The following is a 20238-nucleotide window of genomic DNA, read 5'->3' on the forward strand; positions in this document are numbered from 1 at the left end:
TGTGGGGTGGTTCCGTATGGTGGACGCGTGCGTGTCTCCCCCTCCACTGCTGCCGTGAGCGGGCCTGCGCCTGCCGTCGAGGCGACCGATGCGCAACCCGCCTCGGTCCCCGCGCCGAAGCGCAAATCCCGAGCGCGACAAGCGGAAACCCAGCTCGGCCTGACCCGAAGGGCCCGCCGGATGAACCGCACTCTCGCGGTGGCTTTTCCGGACGCGCACTGTGAGCTGGATTTCACCACACCACTCGAATTGGCGGTTGCGACAATACTTTCCGCGCAGTGCACCGATGAGCGGGTGAATCTGACCACACCCGTGCTCTTCGCGCGGTATCCGGACGCTCGCGCCTACGCCGAGGCAAACCGCGCCGAGCTGGAGGAATACATCCGGCCGACGGGCTTCTTCCGCAACAAGACCAGTTCGCTGATCGGGCTCGGGCAGGCGCTGGTCGAACGCTTCGATGGTGAATTGCCTCACACCCTCGACGAACTGGTGCAGTTGCCGGGCATCGGCCGCAAGACTGCCAACGTCATCCTCGGCAACGCCTTCGGTGTGCCCGGCATTACGGTCGACACCCATTTCGGTCGGCTGGTGCGCCGCTGGGCGTGGACCACCGAGGAAGATCCGGTGAAGGTGGAACACGCCATCGGCGCGATCATCGAACGCAAGGAATGGACGATGTTGTCCCATCGCGTGATTTTCCATGGGCGCCGGGTCTGTCATTCCCGCAAGCCCGCATGCGGTGTCTGCATTCTGGCCAAGGACTGCCCGTCGTTCGGGGTCGGGCCGGCCGATCCGGAAACCGCGGCCAAGCTGGTGAAGGGTCCGGAGGCGGAGCATTTGCTCGAGCTGGTGGGCCGGTGAGACGAATACCTGTCGCGGCGCGTCTGGCGCTGGCAGGGTTGATCACCGTGGTGGCCTTGGCGGTCGCGCTGTGGCCCCGCGCTGACGACGACACCGCGACGAGCGGCGACCACTCGGCGAATTCCCTCGCGAGCGCATCGGTCGAGGCGCGCACCGCCGCCGGGCTCGCGAATTGCCCGGCGCCCGCAGCGGATGCGGTGGGACGCGGGCCGCTTGCCGGACTCGCCCTGACCTGTCTGTCCGATGGCAAACCGGTCGACTTGGCGGCCGCACTCGCGGGCAAACCGGCACTGCTGAACCTGTGGGCGTACTGGTGTGGACCGTGCGCCGAAGAGTTGCCGGATGTGCAGGAGTACGCGCGACGGGCCGGAAACGCGATTACCGTGCTGACCGTGCACAGCGATCCGGATGAGGCGAGGGCGCTCGCGCTGCTGACCGACCTGAAGGTGATGTTGCCCGGCGTGCTCGACCCGCGCACCAAAGTGCGAACCGCGGTCGGTGCGCCCGCGGTGCTGCCGGTATCGGTGCTGTTGCGTGCCGATGGTTCGATCGCCGAGGTGGTGGTGCGCGCATTCAACGGCGTCGACGATATCGCCGATACGGTCGCGAATAATCTGGGAGTTGCGGCATGACCGAGATCCCCATGCCGGGCAGCATTCCGAAATGGCTGCGCCGAGCGGCGGACCCGAATACCGATTCCACCGACACGCTGTCCTTGGCGCGGGCGGTCCGGCGGGCCATGGCGATCAGCACCACACCGCGGCAGGCGGCAGTGCTCGTGCTGTTCAGTGGTTCGCCCGAAGCCGATCCCGAGGCGCCGGGCGGGCTGCCCGCCGATGCGGATGTGCTGCTCACCCAGCGCGCTTCCACCATGCGCCAGCACCGCGGTCAGATCGCCTTTCCCGGCGGTGCGGTCGATCCCGGCGACTCCGATCCGATCGATACCGCCCTGCGCGAGGCATGTGAGGAGACCGGGCTGGCGCGCGAGGGCGTCGAACCCTTTGCGGTGCTGCCGAAGCTTTTCGTGCCCCCGTCCCGATTCGACGTGACCCCGGTGGTGGCCTACTGGCACACTCCGAGGGCGGTCCACGTGGTCAATCACACCGAGACCGAACGCGTCGTGCGGGTGCCGCTCGCCGATCTGCTGGACCCGGCGAATCGCTTCATGGTGCGCAGCCGCCTCGGCTATCAAAGTCCGGCGTTCCAGGTGGACGGAATGCTGGTGTGGGGACTGACCGGCGGCATTCTGGCGGGTATCTGCAACACCGCCGGGTGGGAACGGGACTGGGACCACAGCGACGTTCGCGATCTGGAGTCCGCGCTGGCGGCCGTAGGGATGACGTTATGAGTTCATCGGCTTGGCTCGATATCGCTGTGGTGCTGCTCGCGCTGCTGGCCGCCTCCTCCGGTTGGCGGCAGGGCGCGGTGGCGTCCGCGCTGGCCTTTCTGGGCGTCGTACTCGGCGCGGTCGCGGGCATTCTCATCGCTCCGCACATCCTGATCCATGTCAACGAGGGCAGACCGCGGGTGCTCACCGGCGTGCTGTTGATCGTGCTGCTGGTCATCGTCGGTGAGGTCGCGGGCATGGTGCTCGGCAGGGCCGCGCGCGGCGGTATGCGACATCCGTTCACTCGCAGTGTGGACAGCGTCGTCGGCGCGGTGCTGCAGGCGGTCGCGGTGCTGGTCACCGCATGGCTGCTGGCGTTGCCGCTGGCCACTTCGTCCCAGCCGGCCATCGCCGCGGCCATCAACGGTTCGAAGGTGCTCGCCGACGTCAACGATGTCTCCCCGAGCTGGCTGCGGCGGCTGCCGAACGAATTCTCCAAGCTGCTCAACACCTCCGGGCTGCCGGATGTCATCGGACCGTTCGGTCGCGCGCCGATCGCGGCGGTCGAACCGCCGGATCCCGGTGTGCTCGCCAGCCCGGTCGCGGCCTCGCTGCAGCAGAGTGTGCTGCGCATCCGCGGCGTAGCGCCGAGCTGCCAGCGGGCGCTGGAGGGGTCGGGCTTCGTGATCGCACCCGAACGGATCGTTACTAACGCTCACGTCGTCGCCGGGACCACCAGCATCACAGTTGACGCCACCAACGGGCCGCTGAATGCCACGGTTGTCTTGTTCGATCCGTCCAAAGATGTCGCGGTGCTCGCGGTATCCGGGCTCATTGCGCCGGTGATCCCGACCGCGCCTTCGCCAGCGCGCTCCGGAGACAGCGCTATAGTCCTGGGCTACCCCGGCGGGGGTCGATATACCGCCAGTGCTGCCCGAGTTCGCGAGACGCTGGACTTGACGGGCCCGACGATCTACCGCAACGGCACCGTCGAGCGTGAGGTTTACACGGTTCGTGGCCAGGTGCGGGCAGGCAATTCGGGTGGGCCGCTTGTGGATACGGAGGGAGAGGTGCTCGGCATCGTATTCGGTGCGGCGGTCACCGACGATGACACGGGATATGTGCTGACGTTGTCCGAGGTCCGGGCACAACTGGATGCTGCCCCTGGTGCGGTTGCACAAGTCGAGACGGGCGCCTGTGTGCTGAGCTGAATGGGTGAAACTCGCTACCCGAGCAGCTTGGCCAACTCCATCGTGACGGCTTCCGGGTTCTCTTGGTGCGCAAAGTGACCCGCGTCGGGAATCACGACCTGTCGCCGCTGCGGTGACAACCGGCGGCCGCGCTGGAAGGTCGCGGGCAGGATGTAGCCGTCGAGTTCACCGCGCACGGCCAGCACCGGAATGCGGATCGGCACCCGCATGGTGGCCATGAACCGCCGACCATCCGGACGCCACTGACTGCGGAAGGCCCAGCGCTGGTATTCCAGCGCACAGTGCGCCGCACCGGGAATCTGGATGGCCGAGCGCATCCGATCGGCCGTCTCGATGAATTCGGCGGTGCCCGACCAGGTTCGGCTCACTCGCTGGCGCAGTAGCCGTTCGACCTCGAAGCCGTCGCCGGTGGTCAGCAGATGTTCGCCGTAGCGCGGCAGCTGATAGCGCAGGAAATTCGGCAGCCAGGTGCGCCGCTGACGCCGGTCCCGCAGTACCGCGCTCTTGAGCGCGGCCGGATGCGGGGAACTCACCAGTGCGATCGAGCGCACCAGTCGGGGATGCAGCACCGCGGTCGTCCAGCACACCAGTCCGCCGTCGGCATGCCCGACCAGCGTGGCCTCGGAATAGCCCATGGCGCGGATGAGGCCGGCGATATCACCGGCCAGCGTCCAACCGTCATAGCCGCGCGGCGGTTTATCGCTGTCGCCGTAGCCGCGCAGATCCACCGCGACCGCGTGGTAGCCGAGTTCGGCGAGTCCGGTCAGCTGATGCCGCCAGGACCACCAGAGATCGGCGAATCCGTGCAGCAGGACGACCAGCGGTGCGTCCGGGCGGTCCGGTTCGGCCTCGGCGACATGGAAGCGAATGCCGTTTGCGTGCACGTCCCGATGCGTCCACGGACCGTCGTAACGGACGCTGGACGGATCAGGAAACGAGTTCGACGACACGCCGACCGAGCCTAGTAGGGGTCCGGCCAACCGCCTAGTCGACGCTGCCGTGCCGCTCCGGCTGCTTACCCGAGCGACTTCGACTGCGTCGGCTCCGCGAGCGTGAGGGGCTCCTCGTGCGAGCCGAATCCGCTCGGCAGCACGGTGCGCGCCTGCTTGAGCGAATCGATCGTCTTCTCCGGCGCCCGCAGTTTCTTGACCCGCAGATAGCCGAGCAGAGCGAGCACCGCCGTCGCGACGATCATCAGCAGGAATACGATCAGGAACGCCGCCCAGCGCGCCAGCCAGACATCGAGCAGCTCGCCGAGGAAGAAGAAAAAGAAAAAAGTGCTGAACAGCAGCACGGTCAGCGCGAGGATGAAGTAGACGCTGCCCTGCAGCCCCTTCTTGATCTCCCCGGTCACCTCGGCCTTGGCCAGTTCGACCTCGGCCCGCACCAGCGTCGACATCTGCTCGGTGGCATCGCGGACCAGGGCGCCGAAACTCGCCGACCCGGCTGGGTCGGCGTCCGAGAGGGGAATCGAGGTGACAGTGCGGTCGCGACGCGACTCATCCCCGTTACCGCGCTGCGTCCCATTCCTATCTTGGGCGAAACTCACTTCGTCGACCCTTCTCCCTGTCCCGGCACTGCTTCCGCCTCGGTCTCTCGTTGTATCGCACGCGCGTCCCGCCGCGCCTGGTGGACACGCCCACGCCGCAACAGTAGCGCCGAACCCGCGAGCGACGCCGTCATTGACGTCACCAACACCGCGGCCTTCGCCAATACGACGGCCGAGCCGTCACCGACGTCGGTCAGCGCGAGTTCTGCCACCAGCAGGCTAACGGTGAAGCCGATCGCACCGAGCACCGAGAGGGCGAACATGTCTCGGTAGCCGAGGCCGACCGGACGCTTCGCGATGCCCAATCGGATTGCCACCCAGCTGATTCCGAAGATACCGACAGTCTTGCCGAGCAGTAATCCGAGAATTATGGCCAGCGGCAACCTGTCACTGAACAGGTGCTGGAAAACCTTGCCGTCCAACGGGACTCCGGAGGCGAACAACGCGAACAGCGGCACGCAGAGGCCGGCCGAGATCGGCTGGATCATATGCTCGAGCCGCGTTGCCGGGGCTTCGGTCTCGCCCGGATCCTTGCGCACCCTGGTGAGCAGGCCGAGCGCGACACCGGCCAGCGTCGGATGGATGCCCGCCTCATGCAGCGCGTACCAGGAGACCAGCGCCAGCGGCACATACAGCAGTGGTGTGGATATCCGCCTGTGCTGGGCCAGTGCCCACAGAGCGAAGCAGGCCGCCGCGCCGAGCAGCCACAGCGCCGACATCGTCGTAGTGAACAGCACCGCGATCAGGATGATGGCGAGCAGATCGTCGACCACGGCGAGGCTCAGCAGAAAGACCCGCGCGCTTGCCGGAATCCGGGATCCGGTCATGGCCAGCACAGCCAGCGCGAACGCGATATCGGTCGCCACCGGAATCGCCCAGCCACGGTGCATCCCGTCGACGCCGAATCCGACCGCGAATGCGATCAGCGCCGGGGTGACCACGCCGCCGACCGCCGCGATGATCGGCAGTAGGGCCCGTTTCGGATCGGCGAGCTCGCCGACCACCAGCTCGCGTTTGAGTTCCAATCCGGCGACGAAAAAGAAGATGGCGAGCAAACCGTCCTTGGTCCAGTCCGCGACGGTGAGATCCAGATGCAGTGCTTTGATCGGCAGGACGTACTCGGTGACGGTCAAGTAGCTCTGGCCCCACGGCGAGTTCACCCACAGCAATGCGGCAGCAGCCGCGATCAGAAGTATCGCACCACCAACGGTTTCGGTGCGTAGATACCGCGTCAGCTCCGAGCGCACTTGGGTGATCACGGGAAACCTTCCGCCAGGGTGGACTCCGACCGCGGACGCGCAATCCCACCGATCCGGCTTTCAGGTACGCGACCGCATGCCGACCAGGCTTCCCGGCACACCTTACGCAATTCTAACGGGTACGGCCGGTGACGAATTCCGTCACCGGCCATACGATGTGCCGACTCAGGCGCGGCTGGCCCGGATCGCCTCGAAAACGTTCGGATCGACCAGCGTCGAGGTGTCGCCCAATTCGCGGCCATCCGCGACATCGCGCAGCAGTCGCCGCATGATCTTGCCGCTGCGGGTCTTGGGCAGTTCGGGCACCACGTGGATTTCGCGTGGCCGGGCGATCGGGCTGATCTCCCGTGACACCTCCGCCTTCAGTTCGCCGATCAGCGCGTCACCGGTGTCCTCGGCCTCGGCCGTCAGGATCACGAAGGCGACGATGCCCTGTCCGGTGGTCGCATCGCTGGCGCCCACCACCGCGGCCTCGGCGACGCCGGAGTGACCGACCAGCGCGGATTCGACCTCGGCGGTGGAGATGCGGTGACCCGACACATTCATCACGTCGTCGACCCGGCCCAGCACCCACAGGTCGCCGTCGGCATCGAGCTTGGCGCCGTCACCGGCGAAGTACCAGCCCTGTTCCGCGTAGCGCTCCCAATAGGTGGACCGGTAGCGATCCATGTCGCCCCAGATGCCGCGCAGCATCGACGGCCACGGCTGATCGAGCACCAGATAGCCGTTGGCCTCGCTCTCGCCGAGTTCGACCGCCTTGCCTTCTTCGTCGACGACCATCGCCGAAATTCCGGGCAGCGGGGTCATCGCGGCGCCGGGCTTGGCGGCGGTGACACCCGGCAGCGGGGAGATCATGATCGACCCCGTCTCGGTCTGCCACCAGGTGTCCACGATGGGCGCGGTGTTCGCACCGATCACCTCGCGGTACCAGCGCCAGGCCTCCGGATTGATCGGTTCGCCGACGCTGCCGAGCACCCGGATGCTGGACAGATCATGTGCGGCCGGAATCTCCCTACCCCACTTCATGAATGTGCGAACCAGTGTCGGCGCCGTGTAATAGATTGTGACGCCGTACTTTTCGACGATATTCCAGTGCCGGTGCTCATCCGGGAAGTTCGGCGTGCCCTCGTAGACGACCTGAGTGGTCCGGTTCGACAGCGGTCCGTAGACGATGTAGGTGTGCCCGGTGACCCAGCCGATATCGGCGGTGCACCAGTAGATGTCCTGTCCGGCCTTGTGGTCGAAGACATTGTGGTGGGTGTAGGAGGCCTGGGTGAGGTATCCGCCGCTGGTGTGCAGGATGCCCTTGGGCTTGCCGGTGGTGCCGGAGGTGTAGAGGATGAACAGTGGATGCTCGGCGTCGAAGGCCTGTGCCCGGTGTTCGGGCGCGGCCTGCGCGACGGTCTCGTGCCACCACAGGTCGCGGCCCTCGGTCCACGGCACCTCGATATCGGTGCGCCGCACCACGAGTACATGCTCGACAGTGTGCGGCACATCGCCATTGGCGTAGAGCGCCTCGTCGACGGCCTCCTTGAGCGGCGCGGCCTTACCGCGCCGCCACTGACCGTCGGTGGTGATGATCAACCGGGCGCTCGCGTCGTCGACGCGCTGGCGCAGCGCGGTGGGGGAGAAGCCCGCGAACACCACCGAATGCGTGAGCCCGAGTCGGGCGCAGGCCAGCATCGAGACGATTGCCTCGGGAACCATCGGCATATAGATGGCGACCCGGTCGCCCGCTTCGAGTCCGAGTTCGGTCAGATAGTTTGCGGCGCGGGAAACTTCGGCGAGGAGTTCGGCGTAGGTGATGTCGCGGGAGTCGCCCGGTTCGCCCTCCCAGTGGATGGCGACCTGATCGCCGTGTCCGTCGAGCACATGGCGGTCCACGCAGTTGTAGGCGACATTGAGTTTGCCGTCGACGAACCACTTCGCGACGGGCGCGTCACTCCAGTCGAGCACCTTTGTCCACGGCTGCTCCCAGTGCAGCCGGTCGGCCTGCTCGGCCCAGAACGCGTCGCGATCCGCCGTGGCCCGCTGGTACAACGACGCGTCGGCATTCGCCGCCGCAGCGAATTCCGCGGTCGGCGGGTACGAGTCCCGGTGGTCGGTGGTTTCGGTCATCTCGTCTCTTCCTCACTAGCGCCGTGGTGCTGGCAGTCGCAGTCGATTCGACAGTAACCAACTGTGATCCAGCCCGCGCCTGCTGTGTCCAATGGGTTTCCATCGCGTCACCGCGGCGGGTAGCCTGCGCGATCCGCTGACAAACCGGCCTTTCGGTAGCTATCGTCATAGACCAACCAGCTCCGGATACCGGAAGCCTCAACGGAGGCATACTTCCGGCGGATGGCTGTCTTCTCCTTAAGGTTTAGTGCGTTTCGACGATGTTGCCGGATTGGTAACAAGTGGAACGAACCTCTCCCAATACGGTGACAAGACTGCTTCGAATAGCTAACGTCCCAGGCATTCCAAGGCGGATCGAGTCGAGGCGCGCTGGGCAGATACTCATGCGTCGTCGCGGATCCCCTTCGCCTGTCTCGAAATCGGGAGAACGCGTTGAGATTCAACAGAGCTACAGCGTTGACCGCGGCAGTCCTGCTGGCCACAAGCCTGGGACTGTCCGCATGTTCGTCGAGCGATAGTGCCGACGCCGACATAGTCACCACCAATGGTGGTGAACCGCAGAATCCGTTGGTGCCGACCAACACCAACGAGAACATGGGCGGCCGCGTCGTGGACCGGCTGTTCGCGGGTCTGAAGTACTACGACGGCAAGGGCGTGGCGCACGACGAGATGGCCGAGTCCATCAAGACGAACGACCGCAAAACCTACACGATCACCATCAAGCCGGACTGGAAGTTCACCGACGGCAGCACGGTGACCGCTAAGTCGTTCGTCGACGCCTGGAACTACGGCGCCCTCGGCACCAATGGTCAGCTGCAGAGCTACGCGTTCACCCCGATCGTCGGATTCGACGAGGTATCAGCGGAAAAGCCCACGGCGCAAACGATGTCGGGGCTGAAGGTGGTCGACGACCGAACCTTCACCGTCGAGCTGAAGTCGCCGTCCATCGACTTCGAGACCGAACTCGGCTACGCACCGTTCTATCCGCTGCCCGATGCCGCGTTCAAGGATATTAAGGCCTTCGGCGAGAACCCGATCGGCAACGGCCCGTACAAGTTCCAGACCTGGGAGCACAACGTCAAGATCGACTTGGTGCCCAACCCGGACTACAAGGGCGGCCGTGCGCCGAAGAACAAGGGTCTGCGCTTCGTCATGTACCAGTCGTTCGACACCGCTTACTCGGATCTGCAGGCAGGCAATCTCGATGCCCTCGACACCATTCCGGACAGCGCACTGACTTCGTACAAGAAGGACCTCGGCGATCGCGCGATCCTGGAGCCGTCCGCGCAGAACCAGCACATCGGCGTCCAGTCCAATGTTCCGCATTTCGGCGGTGAGGAAGGGTTGCTGCGGCGCCGGGCCATCTCGATGGCGATCAACCGGCAGCAGATCTGCGACACCATCTTCAACGGCACCAAGACTCCCGCGCGCGACTTCACCTCGAGCACCCTGCCCGGATTCAACGGCAACCTGCCCGGTTCGGAGGTGTTGAAGTACAACCCCGAAGAGGCGAAGAAGGTCTGGGCGCAGGCCGATGCCATTTCGCCGTGGTCGGGACGCTACGAAATCGCCTACAACTCCGACGGCGGCCACCAGGCGTGGATCGAAGCGGTGGCCAACAGCATCAAGAACACCCTCGGTATCGATGCGGTCGGTGCGCCGTATCCGACATTCAAGAACATCCGAGATCTGGTGAACCAGAAGACGATCGGCAAGTCGTTCCGCTACGGCTGGCAGGGCGACTACCCGACCATGCTGCAGTTCCTCACCTCGCAGTATTACAGCTACTCCGAGACCAATAACGTCGACTACAAGAGCCCCGAATTCGACCACCTGCTCGACGCCGCGCTGGCCGCGCCGACGCTGGACGAGTCGTACAAGATCGTGGCGCAGGCGCAGGCGTTGCTGATCAAGGATATGGCCGATATCCCCGTGCTCGATTATCTTGCCGCGGCGGGACGTTCGGACAAGGTGAAGAAGGCCGACCTGGCCTGGAATGGTCTGTTCGACTTCGAAAACATCGAGAAGTAGCCGCTCGGCGCGGTCGTGCCGCACATTCCGACGGCACGACCGCACCGCTCACCCAGGAGATGAAATGGCCTGGTATGTCGTGCGGCGTCTGCTCCAAATGATCCCCGTCTTCCTCGGGGCGACGCTGCTCATCTATGCACTGGTCTTCTTAGTTCCGGGCGATCCGATCCACGCGCTGGCCGGTGACAAGCCGATGACGCCTGCCGTCGAGGCACAACTGCGTGCGCGGTATCACCTGGATCGTCCGTTCATCGTGCAATATCTGCTGTATCTGAAGGGCATTTTCACCCTCGACTTCGGGACGGCGTTCTCCGGTCGACCGGTGCGCGACGAACTCGCCCGCGCCTTCCCGATCACCATCAAATTGGCGTTCATGGCCGTGCTCATCGAGGGCGTCTTCGGTGTCGTCTTCGGTCTGATCGCTGGACTGCGCAAAGGCAGACTGTTCGATTCCACACTGCTGGTGGTCAGTCTGATCATCATCGCGGTGCCGATCTTCGTGATCGGCTTTCTGGCCCAGTTCGTACTGGGTGTGAAGTGGGGGATCGCGCCGGTGACCGTTACCGGTAAGGCGAGCATCGGTGAATTGCTTGTGCCCGCATTCGTTCTCGGGTCGTTGTCGTTCGCCTATGTACTGCGGCTGACCCGAAATTCGGTGGCGGAGAACATGTCCGCCGATTACGTGCGCACCGCGACCGCGAAGGGCCTCAGTCGCCCGCGCGTCGTCACCGTGCACATTCTGCGTAATTCGATGATTCCGGTGATCACCTTCCTCGGCGCCGATCTAGGTGCGTTGATCGGCGGCGCGGTCGTCACCGAGGGCATCTTCAACATCCCGGGCGTGGGTGGGACGCTGTACCAGGCGATTACCCGGGGTGAGCCGCCGACGGTGGTCTCGTTCGTGACCGTGCTCATCGTGATCTTCCTGATCTCGAATCTGATCATCGATCTGCTCTATGCCGCGCTCGACCCGAGGATCCGATATGCCTGAGCTCGAGAAGAAAGCTCCGGACCGGCAGCAGCATTTCGTCGCGCCGCCCGATGAAGTCGAGGTGCTCGCCACCGATCAGGTCGTCGATACCGGTTCGCCGACCAGCATCTGGCAGGACGCGTGGCGGCAGTTGCGCCGCAATCCGATCTTCATCGTGGCCGCGGTGCTGATCGTGTTCATCGCCATCGTGGTGCTGTGGCCCGGCCTGTTCTCCGATCAGGATCCGCGCTACTGCAATGGTGATTTCAGCATGGATCCGCGCGGGCCCGGACATCCGTTCGGTTTCGATAAGCAGGGTTGTGACGTCTACACCCGAACCGTTTACGGCGCCCGAGCTTCCGTGATGGCGGGCTTGGGTGCCACCACGGTATTCCTACTGGTCGGCGGCACACTCGGGGCCCTCGCGGGCTTCTACGGTGGGTTACTCGATTCGGTGGTGTCGCGCATCGCGGAGATCTTCTATGCGATTCCGCTGATGCTGGCCGCGATCGTCATCATGCAGTTGCTCGATTCGCGCACGATCTGGACTGTCATCCTGATCCTGGCCGCATTCACCTGGCCGCAGGCCGCACGCATCGCGCGCAGTGCGGTGATCGAGGCGAAGAACAGCGAATATGTCACGGCGGCAAAGGCATTAGGGGTCTCCCGAATACGCACGCTGCTGCGCCATGTGCTGCCGAATGCGGCCGGACCGCTGATCGTGGTCACCACGATCTGGCTCGGCGCGTTCATCGTCACCGAGGCGACACTGTCCTACCTCGGTGTCGGCCTGCCGCGCACGATCGTGTCCTGGGGCTCGGATATCAATACCAACCAGCATGAACTGCGCGGCGGGTCGCCGATTCTGTTCTATCCCGCAACGGCTTTGGCGCTCACCGTGCTGAGCTTCATCCTGCTCGGCGACGCGCTGCGGGACGCGCTCGACCCGAAGGCGAGGAAGAGGTGACCGCGGCGATGTCGGATAAACCATTGCTCGAGATCGAGGATCTCAACGTCTGCTTCTCCTCCGAGGGCAAGAAGATTCCGGCGGTGCGCGACGTCAGCCTGACCGTGTATCCCGGCCAGACCGTCGCCATCGTCGGCGAATCCGGATCCGGGAAGTCCACGACCGCGCACAGCATTATCGACCTGCTGCCCGGCACCGGACAGGTCACTTCCGGCTCGATCAGGTTCGACGGCACGGATCTGGCGAAGGCGTCGAAGCGGGAGGTCGTCGCGGTCCGCGGTAGCGGTATCGGATTGGTGCCGCAGGATCCGATGTCGAATCTGAATCCGGTGTGGAAGATCGGGTTCCAGATTCGAGAGACCTTGGTGGCCAATGGCATTGCCAAGGGAAAGGCAGCCGAGCAGCGCGCCATCGAACTGCTCGAGGAAGCCGGGATGTCGGATGCGGCGCGTCGGGTGAACCAGTATCCGCACGAATTCTCCGGTGGTATGCGCCAGCGCGCGCTCATCGCCATGGGATTGGCCTGCCGACCCAAACTGCTGATCGCCGACGAGCCGACCTCGGCCCTCGATGTCACGGTGCAGCGGCAGATCCTCGACCATCTCGACGGACTCACCAGCGAACTCGGTACCGCGGTCCTGCTCATCACCCACGACCTCGGCCTGGCCGCCGAACGCGCCGAGCACCTGGTCGTGATGTATCGGGGCAAGGTGGTGGAATCCGGCCCGGCACTGCAGATTCTGCGCGAACCGCAGCACCTGTACACCAAGAAGCTGGTGAATTCCGCGCCCTCGCTCGCCTCGCAGCGGCTGTCCTCGGTGCGTGAGCGCATAGCGGTGCGTAAGCAGGCCGTACAGGTCGCGGAAGAGGTCGCGGCGGCCGATGCCGAAATCGCGGCGGTCTCCGATGACGTGGTGGTCGCACAGAATCTGACCAAGGCGTTCAAGATTCGGGGTAGTACGCCGTGGAAGTCGACGGATTTCGTCGCGGTCGACGAAGTGTCGTTCCGGCTGAAGCGCGGCACGACCACGGCCATCGTCGGCGAGTCGGGTTCCGGAAAATCGACTGTGGCACAGATGGTTCTGGGGCTGCTCGAACCGACATCGGGTTCGGTGACCTTCGACGGTCGCGAAGTGGCGAAACTCGATCGCAAGGGCGCGTTCGCTTTTCGTCGTCGAGTGCAGCCGATCTTCCAGGACCCTTACGGTTCGCTGGATCCGATGTACTCGATCTACCGCACCATCGAGGAGCCGCTGCGCACGCACAAAATCGGCACCGCCAAGGAACGTGAGGCGACGGTGCGCGATCTGTTGGACAAGGTGTCGCTGCCGTCCTCGGTAATGCGCCGCTACCCCAATGAACTCTCCGGTGGCCAGCGCCAGCGCGTCGCAGTAGCGCGTGCGCTCGCGCTCTCCCCGGAGGTCGTGGTGTGCGACGAGGCGGTTTCCGCGCTCGACGTCCTCGTCCAGGCCCAGATCCTCAAGCTGCTCAACGACTTACAAGCCGAGCTCGGTCTGTCCTATCTGTTCATCACCCATGACCTGGCCGTCGTCCGCCAGATCGCCGACGATGTCCTGGTCATGCAGACCGGCAGGATCGTCGAAGCGGCCACAACCGACGAGGTCTTCCAGAACCCCAAGGAGGAATACACCCGCCGCCTGCTCGACGCCATTCCCGGACGGGACCTGCTGGCGGGCTGACCAGGGGCGATAGATACCTCGCGGACTGGACTCCGGCGGTACTGGCTGACGAGCGACCGTTCGCGGTCTGTCTCGCGTCGGAGTAGTCGACGCGCATACGGGATTCGACCATCCGATGCGGGTGCGTCAGGTGCTGGACGATCCGCCGTCAGTGACCACCACGGAGCGACCGTTCGCGGTCTGTCTCGCGTCCGAGCCGTCGAAGCGATGCGACGAAGTCGCGGGATTCGACCATCCGATGCGGGTGCGTCAGGTGCTGAACGATCCGCCGTCGGTGACCACCACGGAGCGAGTCTTACGAGCGACCGTTCGCGGCCCGTCTCGCGTCCGAGCCGTCGAAGCGATGCGCCGCAGGCGCGAGTCTCGACGGCTCGGACGCGAGACACCAGGGGGCCGCGAACCCGCAGCGCCGAAGGCGCTGCAAAATAACACAGTGACCGATCCGCTACAGCCCCTCGTCGATCTGCCAGGTGTGTGCGAAGCCGCCGATAAGGCGCGTGACGCGCTCGCCGCGGTGCACCGGCACAAGGCGAACCGGCGGGGCTGGCCGACCACGGCCGCCGAGGCGGCGGTGCGTGCCGCGCGCTCATCCGCCGCTATCGACGGCGGCAGTACCGAACTGCCCGCCGACGGTCGGGTCGCGGATCCGATCCTGGCCGGCTCGCTGCGGGTCGGGCAGGCGCTCGACGGTGACGCGCTGCGGAATCTGGTCGGCACCTGGCAGCGCGCACCGCTGCAGGCGCTGGCCCGGCTGCATCTGCTGGCCGCGGCCGATCTGGTGACCGACGAGGCGCTGCTCGGACGGCCACGCGCTGACGGCGGTGTGGCCGAACGGCTAGACCTGCTGGTGCAGACCGTGCTCGGATCCAAGGCGCCCGCGCCGGTCATCGCGGCGGTCGTGCACGGTGAATTACTGACCCTGCGGCCGTTCGGTACGGCTGACGGCATCGTGGCGCGGGCGGCCTCTCGACTGGTGGCCGTGTCCAGTGGACTGGACCCGCACAGTCTCGGCGTGCCGGAGGTGTTCTGGTTGCGGCGGCGTCAGCAGTATCTGGATGCGGCGGCCGGATTCGGCTCGGGTGCCCCGGATGCGGTGGGCGGCTGGGTGATCCTGTGCTGCGGCGCTTTCGAAGACGGTGCGCGAGAGGCGACATCGATCGCCGACGCGGCATCCGGATAGGGGCCTACACACATCAAAGCGGGCGGCGTTGTCGTTGACGACCTCACCGCCCGCTAGCACGGATACCCGGTTACCAAGCGTGCTAGGTGGGTTGTGTTCTGCGGCCTCGGCGATTATCCGAACTCCGCCGGTTCATCCCCGCAACCTGTGCGAGGCCTTCGCCGTCGAAAACCCGGATCTCGCAGGCCCACAACGCTTCTGCCCTTGTCGCGGCGCGCTCCGCGTGGGTGCCTGGTGCCCGTGCTGGGAAGGGTAGGTCGGGGAGCTGAACCTTCTCTTCCGGTTCCGCTCAGGCCTTCCGCCCTTCCGTAGTTACCTTTCTACACCTGTGACTGCCCTCACATCAAGGCTTGGAAAAACATTAAATAACCGGCGTGTATACCGGCGTTTCATGGTTGAATGCCTGGTCGCAGCGGCCTCTTTGTTATGTCGGCAAGCCCTCCGTCACGCCCCTCGAGATCCCGGCGACGCGGCCCGCACCGGGCGGCATTGGCTCAGCGGAGCCGACGCAACAGTCGGTAGCTGATCGCCCCGGCCAGCACCGCGCTCAGCCCGACCGCCGCCGTTGCGGCAAGGGTGGTCGACGACGGACTCTGGAAACGCGCCCACAGCGAGACCGGGTTGGAGAACGTGAGAATCGGCCAGCCCTTGGCCACCGCTTCGCGGCGCAGATTGCGATCCGGGTTCACCGCCGTCGGATGCCCCACCGCGCTCAGCATCGGTAGGTCGGTCACCGAATCGGAGTAGGCATAACACCGCGAGAGGTCGTAACCCTCAGTGGCGGCGAGCTTTTCGATCGCGGTCACCTTACCCGCACCGTAGCAATAGAATTCGACCTCGCCGGTGTAGCGGCCGTTCTCGACCACCATTCGGGTCGCCGCGGTATGTGAGGCGCCGAGCACCTCGGCGATCGGACCGACGATCTCCTCGCCCGAGGCCGAGACGATCACCACATCGTGTCCCCGGATCTTGTGGTCGGCAATGAGATCCGCCGCCTCGGCATAGATCAACGGGTCGACGAGTTCGTGAAGTGTTTCGGCCACAATGGATTTCACCTGCTCCACATCCCAGCCCGCGACCATATTCGTCAGATTGGCGCGCATGCGCTCCATCTGATCGTGGTCAGCGCCGGAGAGCATGAACAGGAAGTGGGCGTAACTGCTCTCCAGTACCGCGCGCCGGTTCAGCAGGCCCTGTGCGTAGAAGGGCTTACTGAACACGTAGGTGCTCGATTTCGCGATCACCGTCTTGTCGAGATCGAAGAAGGCGGCCACGCGCTCGCCACCGGCGCTCGGTCGCTTCGTTGGCGTCGCGTCCCGTGCCGTCTGGTCCTCGAGCTCTGTCTGGTCGCCATCGGCCGTCACCCGTTCAGAATATGCATGCCGCCGCGAGGCTGTCGGACGGGTCGTACGTCTGGTTCGTTCGGCGGGTTTGCCCCGGAGACGCCGGGCCGGTGGTGGTCACAAAGTTCTCCGACGACAGACTTGCGTTGTGGCCCGGGCTTGGGTGTAGTATTGCTGGCACCTGGACATAGTCCAGGCGCGTTCAGCCCGACCCCCCGGGGCTGAACCCGACGGCCCCAGCCTCCTCCCCCCCCGGCTGGGGCCGTCCTCTATTTCTGGGTAGTTTCCCCCCGGTTTCGGGGCCTCCGGATTTATCCACACCCCCCGAGTTATCCACATTCGGCATATTCCATCTTCTGCTCGGCTTCGTCTTCGAGCACGCTGACCTGCATGAATCTCGAAGCCGCCCTGGCACTCACACCGCCGCCCGTGCTCGTGCTCATCCAGGACACCCGGCTGCGCGATGAGGTGCGCCGGGTCGCGGCGGCCGCGGAGCGCGAGCTCGACGAGCGCGCGCTCTCTGTCGGCCGGCACGCTTGGCTGGCGGCACCTCTGGTGATCCTCGACACAGTGGCGGCCGAGAGCTGTGCGCGGGCCGGTTATTTCCGACGGATCGGCATCGTGTTGGTGACAGACGGGGAACCCGGATTGACCGATTGGCAGGCCGCCGCGGCTGTCGGTGCCGAGCGCGTCATCGCGCTGCCCGGTGCCGCGGTCGGACTTATCGAGAAGTTTGCTGAGCACGGCGAATACCGCATGGGCGATGGTGTTGTCGTCGCGATCGCGGGTGCCGGCGGCGGTGCGGGCGCCTCTACATTGGCCGCGGCGACCGGACTGCGATCCGCCGCCGAGCGGTTCCGCCACGACACCGTGCTGGTCGACGGCGCACCGCTCGGCGGCGGTCTCGACCTGCTGCTCGGCATCGAGACCGGGGCCGGGCTGCGCTGGCCGGATCTGGTGATCGAGGACGGCAGGGTGTCGGCCGCCGCACTGCACAGCGCACTGCCGGCAGCCGCCCCCGGACTGGCGGTGCTGTCCTGCGGGCGCGGCGGTGCCGGACGCTTGCCCGCCGAAATCGGCCCTGCCGCCGTGCGCGCCGTCATCGAAGCGGGCCGTGCCGCAGGCGATTTAGTGATATGCGATATCTCGGGCGAACGCGGCCCACACGCCGACCAGATGCTCGACGCGGCCGACCTCGTCGTCCTGGTCGTCCCGGCCCGCCTGCGCGCCGTAGCCGCCGCCGAATCGGTCGCCGCCCATATCGGTAAGCGAAATCCCAACCAGGGCTTGGTAGTCCGCGGCCCGGCACCCGGCGGACTACGCGGCCCGGAGGTCGCCGAGGTCCTCGACCTCCCCCTCCTGGCCGCCGTCCGAGCCCAACCCGGACTGGCTGCCCGCCTCGAACGCGGTGGCCTTACTTTGCGCCGCGGGCCTCTCCGCGACGCTGCGGACGCGGTGCTCGGGGTGCTCGGCGCTCCGGCCGGGAAGGGGCTGCGATGAGTGCGCTGGTTACGTCGGAGTTGTTGGATCGGGTGCGCGAACGGCTGTCCGGTGCGTCGGGGGATCCGGATCCGGCGCAGGTGGCGGCTGCTATCCGGGCCGAGGCGGGTGGCGTGCTCGGTGATACCGACCTACTGCGGGCATTGCGGCTGTTACAGACCGAGATGACCGGGGCTGGGCTGTTGGAGCCGCTACTGCACGACCCCGGGGTCGCCGACGTGCTGGTGACCGCGCCGGATGCGGTGTGGATCGACCGGGGCCGCGGGCTGGAACGGACCTCGGTCGTCTTCTCCGATGAGGCGGCGGTGCGCCGCTTGGCGCAGCGGTTGGCGCTGTCGGCCGGGCGGCGGCTCGACGACGCGCAACCGTGGGTGGACGGACGCTTACCCGGAAGGGAAGCGGCACTGGGGGATTCGTTCGGAGTCCGGCTGCACGCGGTATTGGCGCCGGTGGCATACGGCGGCACCTGTCTGTCGCTACGCGTGCTGCGTCCGGCGACACAGGGATTGGATGCGCTCGCCGCAGCGGGCGCGATGCCCGCCGACGCGAAACTTCTACTGGAGCAGATCATTCGGGCCAGGCTCGCCTTCCTGGTGGTCGGCGGCACCGGCGCGGGCAAGACAACGCTACTGTCCGGCCTACTGGCCGAGGTCGCTGCCGACGAACGCATAGTCTGCGTCGAAGACGCCGCCGAACTGGCACCCCCGCATCCCCACGTCGTGCGCCTGGTCGCGCGCACGGCGAACGTCGAGGGCGTCGGCGCGGTAACCGTCCGCGATCTGGTCCGGCAGGCCCTGCGAATGCGCCCCGACCGGATCGTCGTCGGCGAGGTCCGCGGCGCCGAGGTGGTCGACCTCCTGACCGCCCTGAACACCGGCCATGACGGCGGCGCGGGCACGGTCCACGCGAACTCACCCCGCGAAGTCCCCGCCCGCCTGGAAGCCCTTGCCGCGCTGGGCGGAATGGACCGAGCCGCCCTCCACAGCCAACTCGCCGCAGCCGTTCAGGTCGTACTGCATGTCCACCGCCGAGCCGACGGCTCCCGCGGCCTCCGCGAAATCGGCATGGTAGCGCGCGACCCCCAAGGTCGCGTCACCATAACCGCCGCCTGGCACGCCGACCAAACCCCCACCCCGGCCGCATCCACCCTCGCTCTCCTGTTGGATGAACGGCTCGGCCGATGAATGTGGGAATGGAGCGCACGGCGCTCGCGACCCGGACGGCAGCGCTGTCGCGCGTGCTCGCGGTCCCGTCGTCGGATGTGGTGCCGGTGCTCCTCGAGGAAGCGACTCCGGCAGCGTTGCGGTCCAGCCTGATCGCGGCAGCGGTGCACTCGGGAATTGCTGGTCGGATGGCGCCGGTGCGGTGCCTGGTCGGTGAACGGCTCGGTCGATGATCGCGGGATTGGTGTGTCTGGCGCTCGCGGTTCTGCTGGCGCCGCCGCCGAGTTCGCGACGTCGGTTCGTCAGGCAGTTCACGGCGTTGGGCGGCGCCCGAAAGTTCCGGCGGGGCAGTGGTTTTCGGGTGATCTTCGGTATTGTCATCGTGGGAGCGTCGACCGTTGGTATCGGTCCGTTGGTTGCGGCGATGTTGGTTGCGGGAACGGTCGGTATTCGGGTGCGGTGGGCGAGCCGGGAGCGACGGCGCAGTGCGGAGTGCGCCCATCTGTTGGACGCGCTCGAGGCGGTGATCGGGGAACTGCGGGTAGGTGCGCATCCGAGTGCGGCGGCGGAGATAGCCGCGCAGGAGTCGCGCGGGGAGGCGGCACGCGTCTTCGCGGTGAGCGCGGCGCGCAGCAGACTCGGTGGTTCCGGCGCGGACGGGTTGCGCGATTCCGATTCCGTCGTCGACGCGGAACTCGCCAGGATCGCCGACGCATGGGAGGTCGCCGAGCACCACGGTCTAGCTCTCGCGGAACTACTCTCGGCTGCTCGCGCGGACCTGCTGGGGCGCATCCGTTTTCGCACGCGCACGACAGCCGCACTGGCCGGTGCTCGCGCCACAGCGGCGGTCTTGGCGGGCCTACCGGTCCTCGGTATCGGCCTTGGCCAACTGATGGGTGCCGCGCCACTGCACGTGCTGCTGAGCCCGGGTGCCGGAACCGTACTGCTGCCACTCGGCGCGGCACTGGCGTGCATCGGCTTGCTGTGGACCGACGCGATCACGCGAAAGGTCTTCGTATGAAACAAATCTGCTGGTTGTTCACGGATTCGAAGGGCTTG

At 66.0% G+C, this 20238-nt stretch carries 18 protein-coding genes; 13 read left to right on the forward strand and 5 right to left on the reverse strand.

Going from position 1 to position 20238, the window contains the following annotated elements; genetic code table 11:
• Positions 1 to 159 precede the first annotated feature (159 nt).
• Genes nth through ACQPXH_RS02710 form a run of 4 tightly spaced genes read left to right on the forward strand, consistent with a single transcriptional unit; the run spans position 160 to position 3399 of the window.
• The gene (nth, locus tag ACQPXH_RS02695) at positions 160 to 861 is read left to right on the forward strand and encodes an endonuclease III (RefSeq protein WP_433603268.1); all 702 of its coding nucleotides are present in this window, start codon (positions 160 to 162) and stop codon (positions 859 to 861) included.
• A complete protein-coding gene (locus ACQPXH_RS02700; protein ID WP_433600754.1) occupies positions 858 to 1493 on the forward strand; it encodes a TlpA family protein disulfide reductase in 636 nt (211 codons plus the stop codon). The genes nth and ACQPXH_RS02700 overlap by 4 nt, the downstream gene beginning before the upstream one ends.
• Positions 1490 to 2209, forward strand: coding sequence for an NUDIX hydrolase (locus ACQPXH_RS02705; protein ID WP_433600755.1), 720 nt, complete (start codon positions 1490 to 1492; stop codon positions 2207 to 2209). The genes ACQPXH_RS02700 and ACQPXH_RS02705 overlap by 4 nt, the downstream gene beginning before the upstream one ends.
• Positions 2206 to 3399 (forward strand): MarP family serine protease, encoded by a 1194-nt coding sequence (locus ACQPXH_RS02710; RefSeq protein WP_433600756.1) that lies wholly within the window; start codon positions 2206 to 2208, stop codon positions 3397 to 3399. Before ACQPXH_RS02705 ends, ACQPXH_RS02710 begins: the two co-directional genes overlap by 4 nt.
• Before the next feature lie 14 nt (positions 3400 to 3413).
• Here ACQPXH_RS02710 and ACQPXH_RS02715 read toward each other — a convergent pair whose 3' ends face one another.
• The 4 genes from ACQPXH_RS02715 to acs form a co-directional block, all read right to left on the reverse strand.
• Positions 3414 to 4349, reverse strand: coding sequence for an alpha/beta fold hydrolase (locus tag ACQPXH_RS02715; RefSeq protein ID WP_433600757.1), 936 nt, complete (start codon positions 4347 to 4349; stop codon positions 3414 to 3416).
• A 65-nt stretch (positions 4350 to 4414) separates the two neighbouring features.
• Positions 4415 to 4948, reverse strand: coding sequence for a phage holin family protein (locus ACQPXH_RS02720; RefSeq protein ID WP_433600758.1), 534 nt, complete (start codon positions 4946 to 4948; stop codon positions 4415 to 4417).
• Positions 4945 to 6204, reverse strand: a complete 1260-nt coding sequence (gene nhaA, locus ACQPXH_RS02725) for a Na+/H+ antiporter NhaA (RefSeq protein WP_433603270.1) — start codon at positions 6202 to 6204, stop codon at positions 4945 to 4947. Before nhaA ends, ACQPXH_RS02720 begins: the two co-directional genes overlap by 4 nt.
• Before the next feature lie 168 nt (positions 6205 to 6372).
• Positions 6373 to 8325 carry an acetate--CoA ligase gene (gene acs / locus ACQPXH_RS02730; protein WP_433600759.1) on the reverse strand — a complete coding sequence of 651 codons (1953 nt, stop codon included), beginning with the start codon at positions 8323 to 8325 and terminating at the stop codon, positions 6373 to 6375.
• A gap of 456 nt (positions 8326 to 8781) precedes the next feature.
• Between acs and ACQPXH_RS02735 the strand changes: the two genes are divergently transcribed.
• The 5 genes from ACQPXH_RS02735 to ACQPXH_RS02755 all read left to right on the forward strand — a co-directional run bounded on the left by ACQPXH_RS02735 (position 8782) and on the right by ACQPXH_RS02755 (position 15173).
• The gene (locus ACQPXH_RS02735) at positions 8782 to 10356 is read left to right on the forward strand and encodes a peptide ABC transporter substrate-binding protein (protein ID WP_433600760.1); all 1575 of its coding nucleotides are present in this window, start codon (positions 8782 to 8784) and stop codon (positions 10354 to 10356) included.
• A gap of 64 nt (positions 10357 to 10420) precedes the next feature.
• Complete coding sequence (locus ACQPXH_RS02740; protein WP_433600761.1) at positions 10421 to 11347, forward strand: ABC transporter permease; 927 nt, start codon at positions 10421 to 10423, stop codon at positions 11345 to 11347.
• Positions 11340 to 12293, forward strand: coding sequence for an ABC transporter permease (locus ACQPXH_RS02745; RefSeq protein ID WP_040686064.1), 954 nt, complete (start codon positions 11340 to 11342; stop codon positions 12291 to 12293). The genes ACQPXH_RS02740 and ACQPXH_RS02745 overlap by 8 nt, the downstream gene beginning before the upstream one ends.
• Before the next feature lie 8 nt (positions 12294 to 12301).
• Positions 12302 to 13993, forward strand: coding sequence for a dipeptide ABC transporter ATP-binding protein (locus ACQPXH_RS02750; RefSeq protein WP_433603271.1), 1692 nt, complete (start codon positions 12302 to 12304; stop codon positions 13991 to 13993).
• Positions 13994 to 14426: 433 nt separating this feature from the next.
• Positions 14427 to 15173, forward strand: coding sequence for an oxidoreductase (locus ACQPXH_RS02755; RefSeq protein ID WP_433600762.1), 747 nt, complete (start codon positions 14427 to 14429; stop codon positions 15171 to 15173).
• Positions 15174 to 15667: 494 nt separating this feature from the next.
• Here ACQPXH_RS02755 and ACQPXH_RS02760 read toward each other — a convergent pair whose 3' ends face one another.
• Positions 15668 to 16537: an HAD family hydrolase gene (locus tag ACQPXH_RS02760; protein WP_433600763.1), complete on the reverse strand. Its 870-nt coding sequence runs from the start codon at positions 16535 to 16537 to the stop codon at positions 15668 to 15670.
• Between the two features lie 369 nt (positions 16538 to 16906).
• On the opposite strand from ACQPXH_RS02760, the gene ssd reads away from it, so the two are divergent.
• The 4 genes from ssd to ACQPXH_RS02780 are packed head-to-tail and all read left to right on the forward strand — an operon-like array spanning position 16907 to position 20200.
• Positions 16907 to 18016 carry a septum site-determining protein Ssd gene (gene ssd, locus ACQPXH_RS02765; RefSeq protein ID WP_433600764.1) on the forward strand — a complete coding sequence of 370 codons (1110 nt, stop codon included), beginning with the start codon at positions 16907 to 16909 and terminating at the stop codon, positions 18014 to 18016.
• On the forward strand, positions 18013 to 19200 hold the full coding sequence (locus tag ACQPXH_RS02770; RefSeq protein WP_433600765.1) for a TadA family conjugal transfer-associated ATPase: 1188 nt from the start codon (positions 18013 to 18015) through the stop codon (positions 19198 to 19200). Before ssd ends, ACQPXH_RS02770 begins: the two co-directional genes overlap by 4 nt.
• Positions 19197 to 19412, forward strand: coding sequence for a hypothetical protein (locus ACQPXH_RS02775; protein WP_433600766.1), 216 nt, complete (start codon positions 19197 to 19199; stop codon positions 19410 to 19412). The genes ACQPXH_RS02770 and ACQPXH_RS02775 overlap by 4 nt, the downstream gene beginning before the upstream one ends.
• Entirely contained in the window at positions 19409 to 20200 is a 792-nt protein-coding gene (locus tag ACQPXH_RS02780; RefSeq protein WP_433600767.1) for a type II secretion system F family protein, read from the forward strand. Before ACQPXH_RS02775 ends, ACQPXH_RS02780 begins: the two co-directional genes overlap by 4 nt.
• Positions 20201 to 20238 lie beyond the last annotated feature (38 nt).

It is taken from the genome of Nocardia sp. CA-135953 (genome assembly GCF_050955735.1).
Taxonomy (GTDB): Bacteria; Actinomycetota; Actinomycetes; order Mycobacteriales; family Mycobacteriaceae; genus Nocardia.

Excerpts from the sequence above, each read along its gene's own strand:
- ACQPXH_RS02710 (WP_433600756.1), top strand. The coding sequence starts at position 2,206 with ATGAGTTCATCGGCTTGGCTCGATATCGCTGTGGTGCTGCTCGCGCTG.
- ACQPXH_RS02750 (WP_433603271.1), top strand. The coding sequence starts at position 12,302 with ATGTCGGATAAACCATTGCTCGAGATCGAGGATCTCAACGTCTGCTTC.
- ACQPXH_RS02745 (WP_040686064.1), top strand. The coding sequence starts at position 11,340 with ATGCCTGAGCTCGAGAAGAAAGCTCCGGACCGGCAGCAGCATTTCGTC.
- ACQPXH_RS02705 (WP_433600755.1), top strand. The coding sequence starts at position 1,490 with ATGACCGAGATCCCCATGCCGGGCAGCATTCCGAAATGGCTGCGCCGA.
- ACQPXH_RS02770 (WP_433600765.1), top strand. The coding sequence starts at position 18,013 with ATGAGTGCGCTGGTTACGTCGGAGTTGTTGGATCGGGTGCGCGAACGG.
- ACQPXH_RS02780 (WP_433600767.1), top strand. The coding sequence starts at position 19,409 with ATGATCGCGGGATTGGTGTGTCTGGCGCTCGCGGTTCTGCTGGCGCCG.
- ssd (WP_433600764.1), top strand. The coding sequence starts at position 16,907 with ATGAATCTCGAAGCCGCCCTGGCACTCACACCGCCGCCCGTGCTCGTG.
- acs (WP_433600759.1), bottom strand. The coding sequence starts at position 8,325 with ATGACCGAAACCACCGACCACCGGGACTCGTACCCGCCGACCGCGGAA.
- ACQPXH_RS02740 (WP_433600761.1), top strand. The coding sequence starts at position 10,421 with ATGGCCTGGTATGTCGTGCGGCGTCTGCTCCAAATGATCCCCGTCTTC.
- ACQPXH_RS02775 (WP_433600766.1), top strand. The coding sequence starts at position 19,197 with ATGAATGTGGGAATGGAGCGCACGGCGCTCGCGACCCGGACGGCAGCG.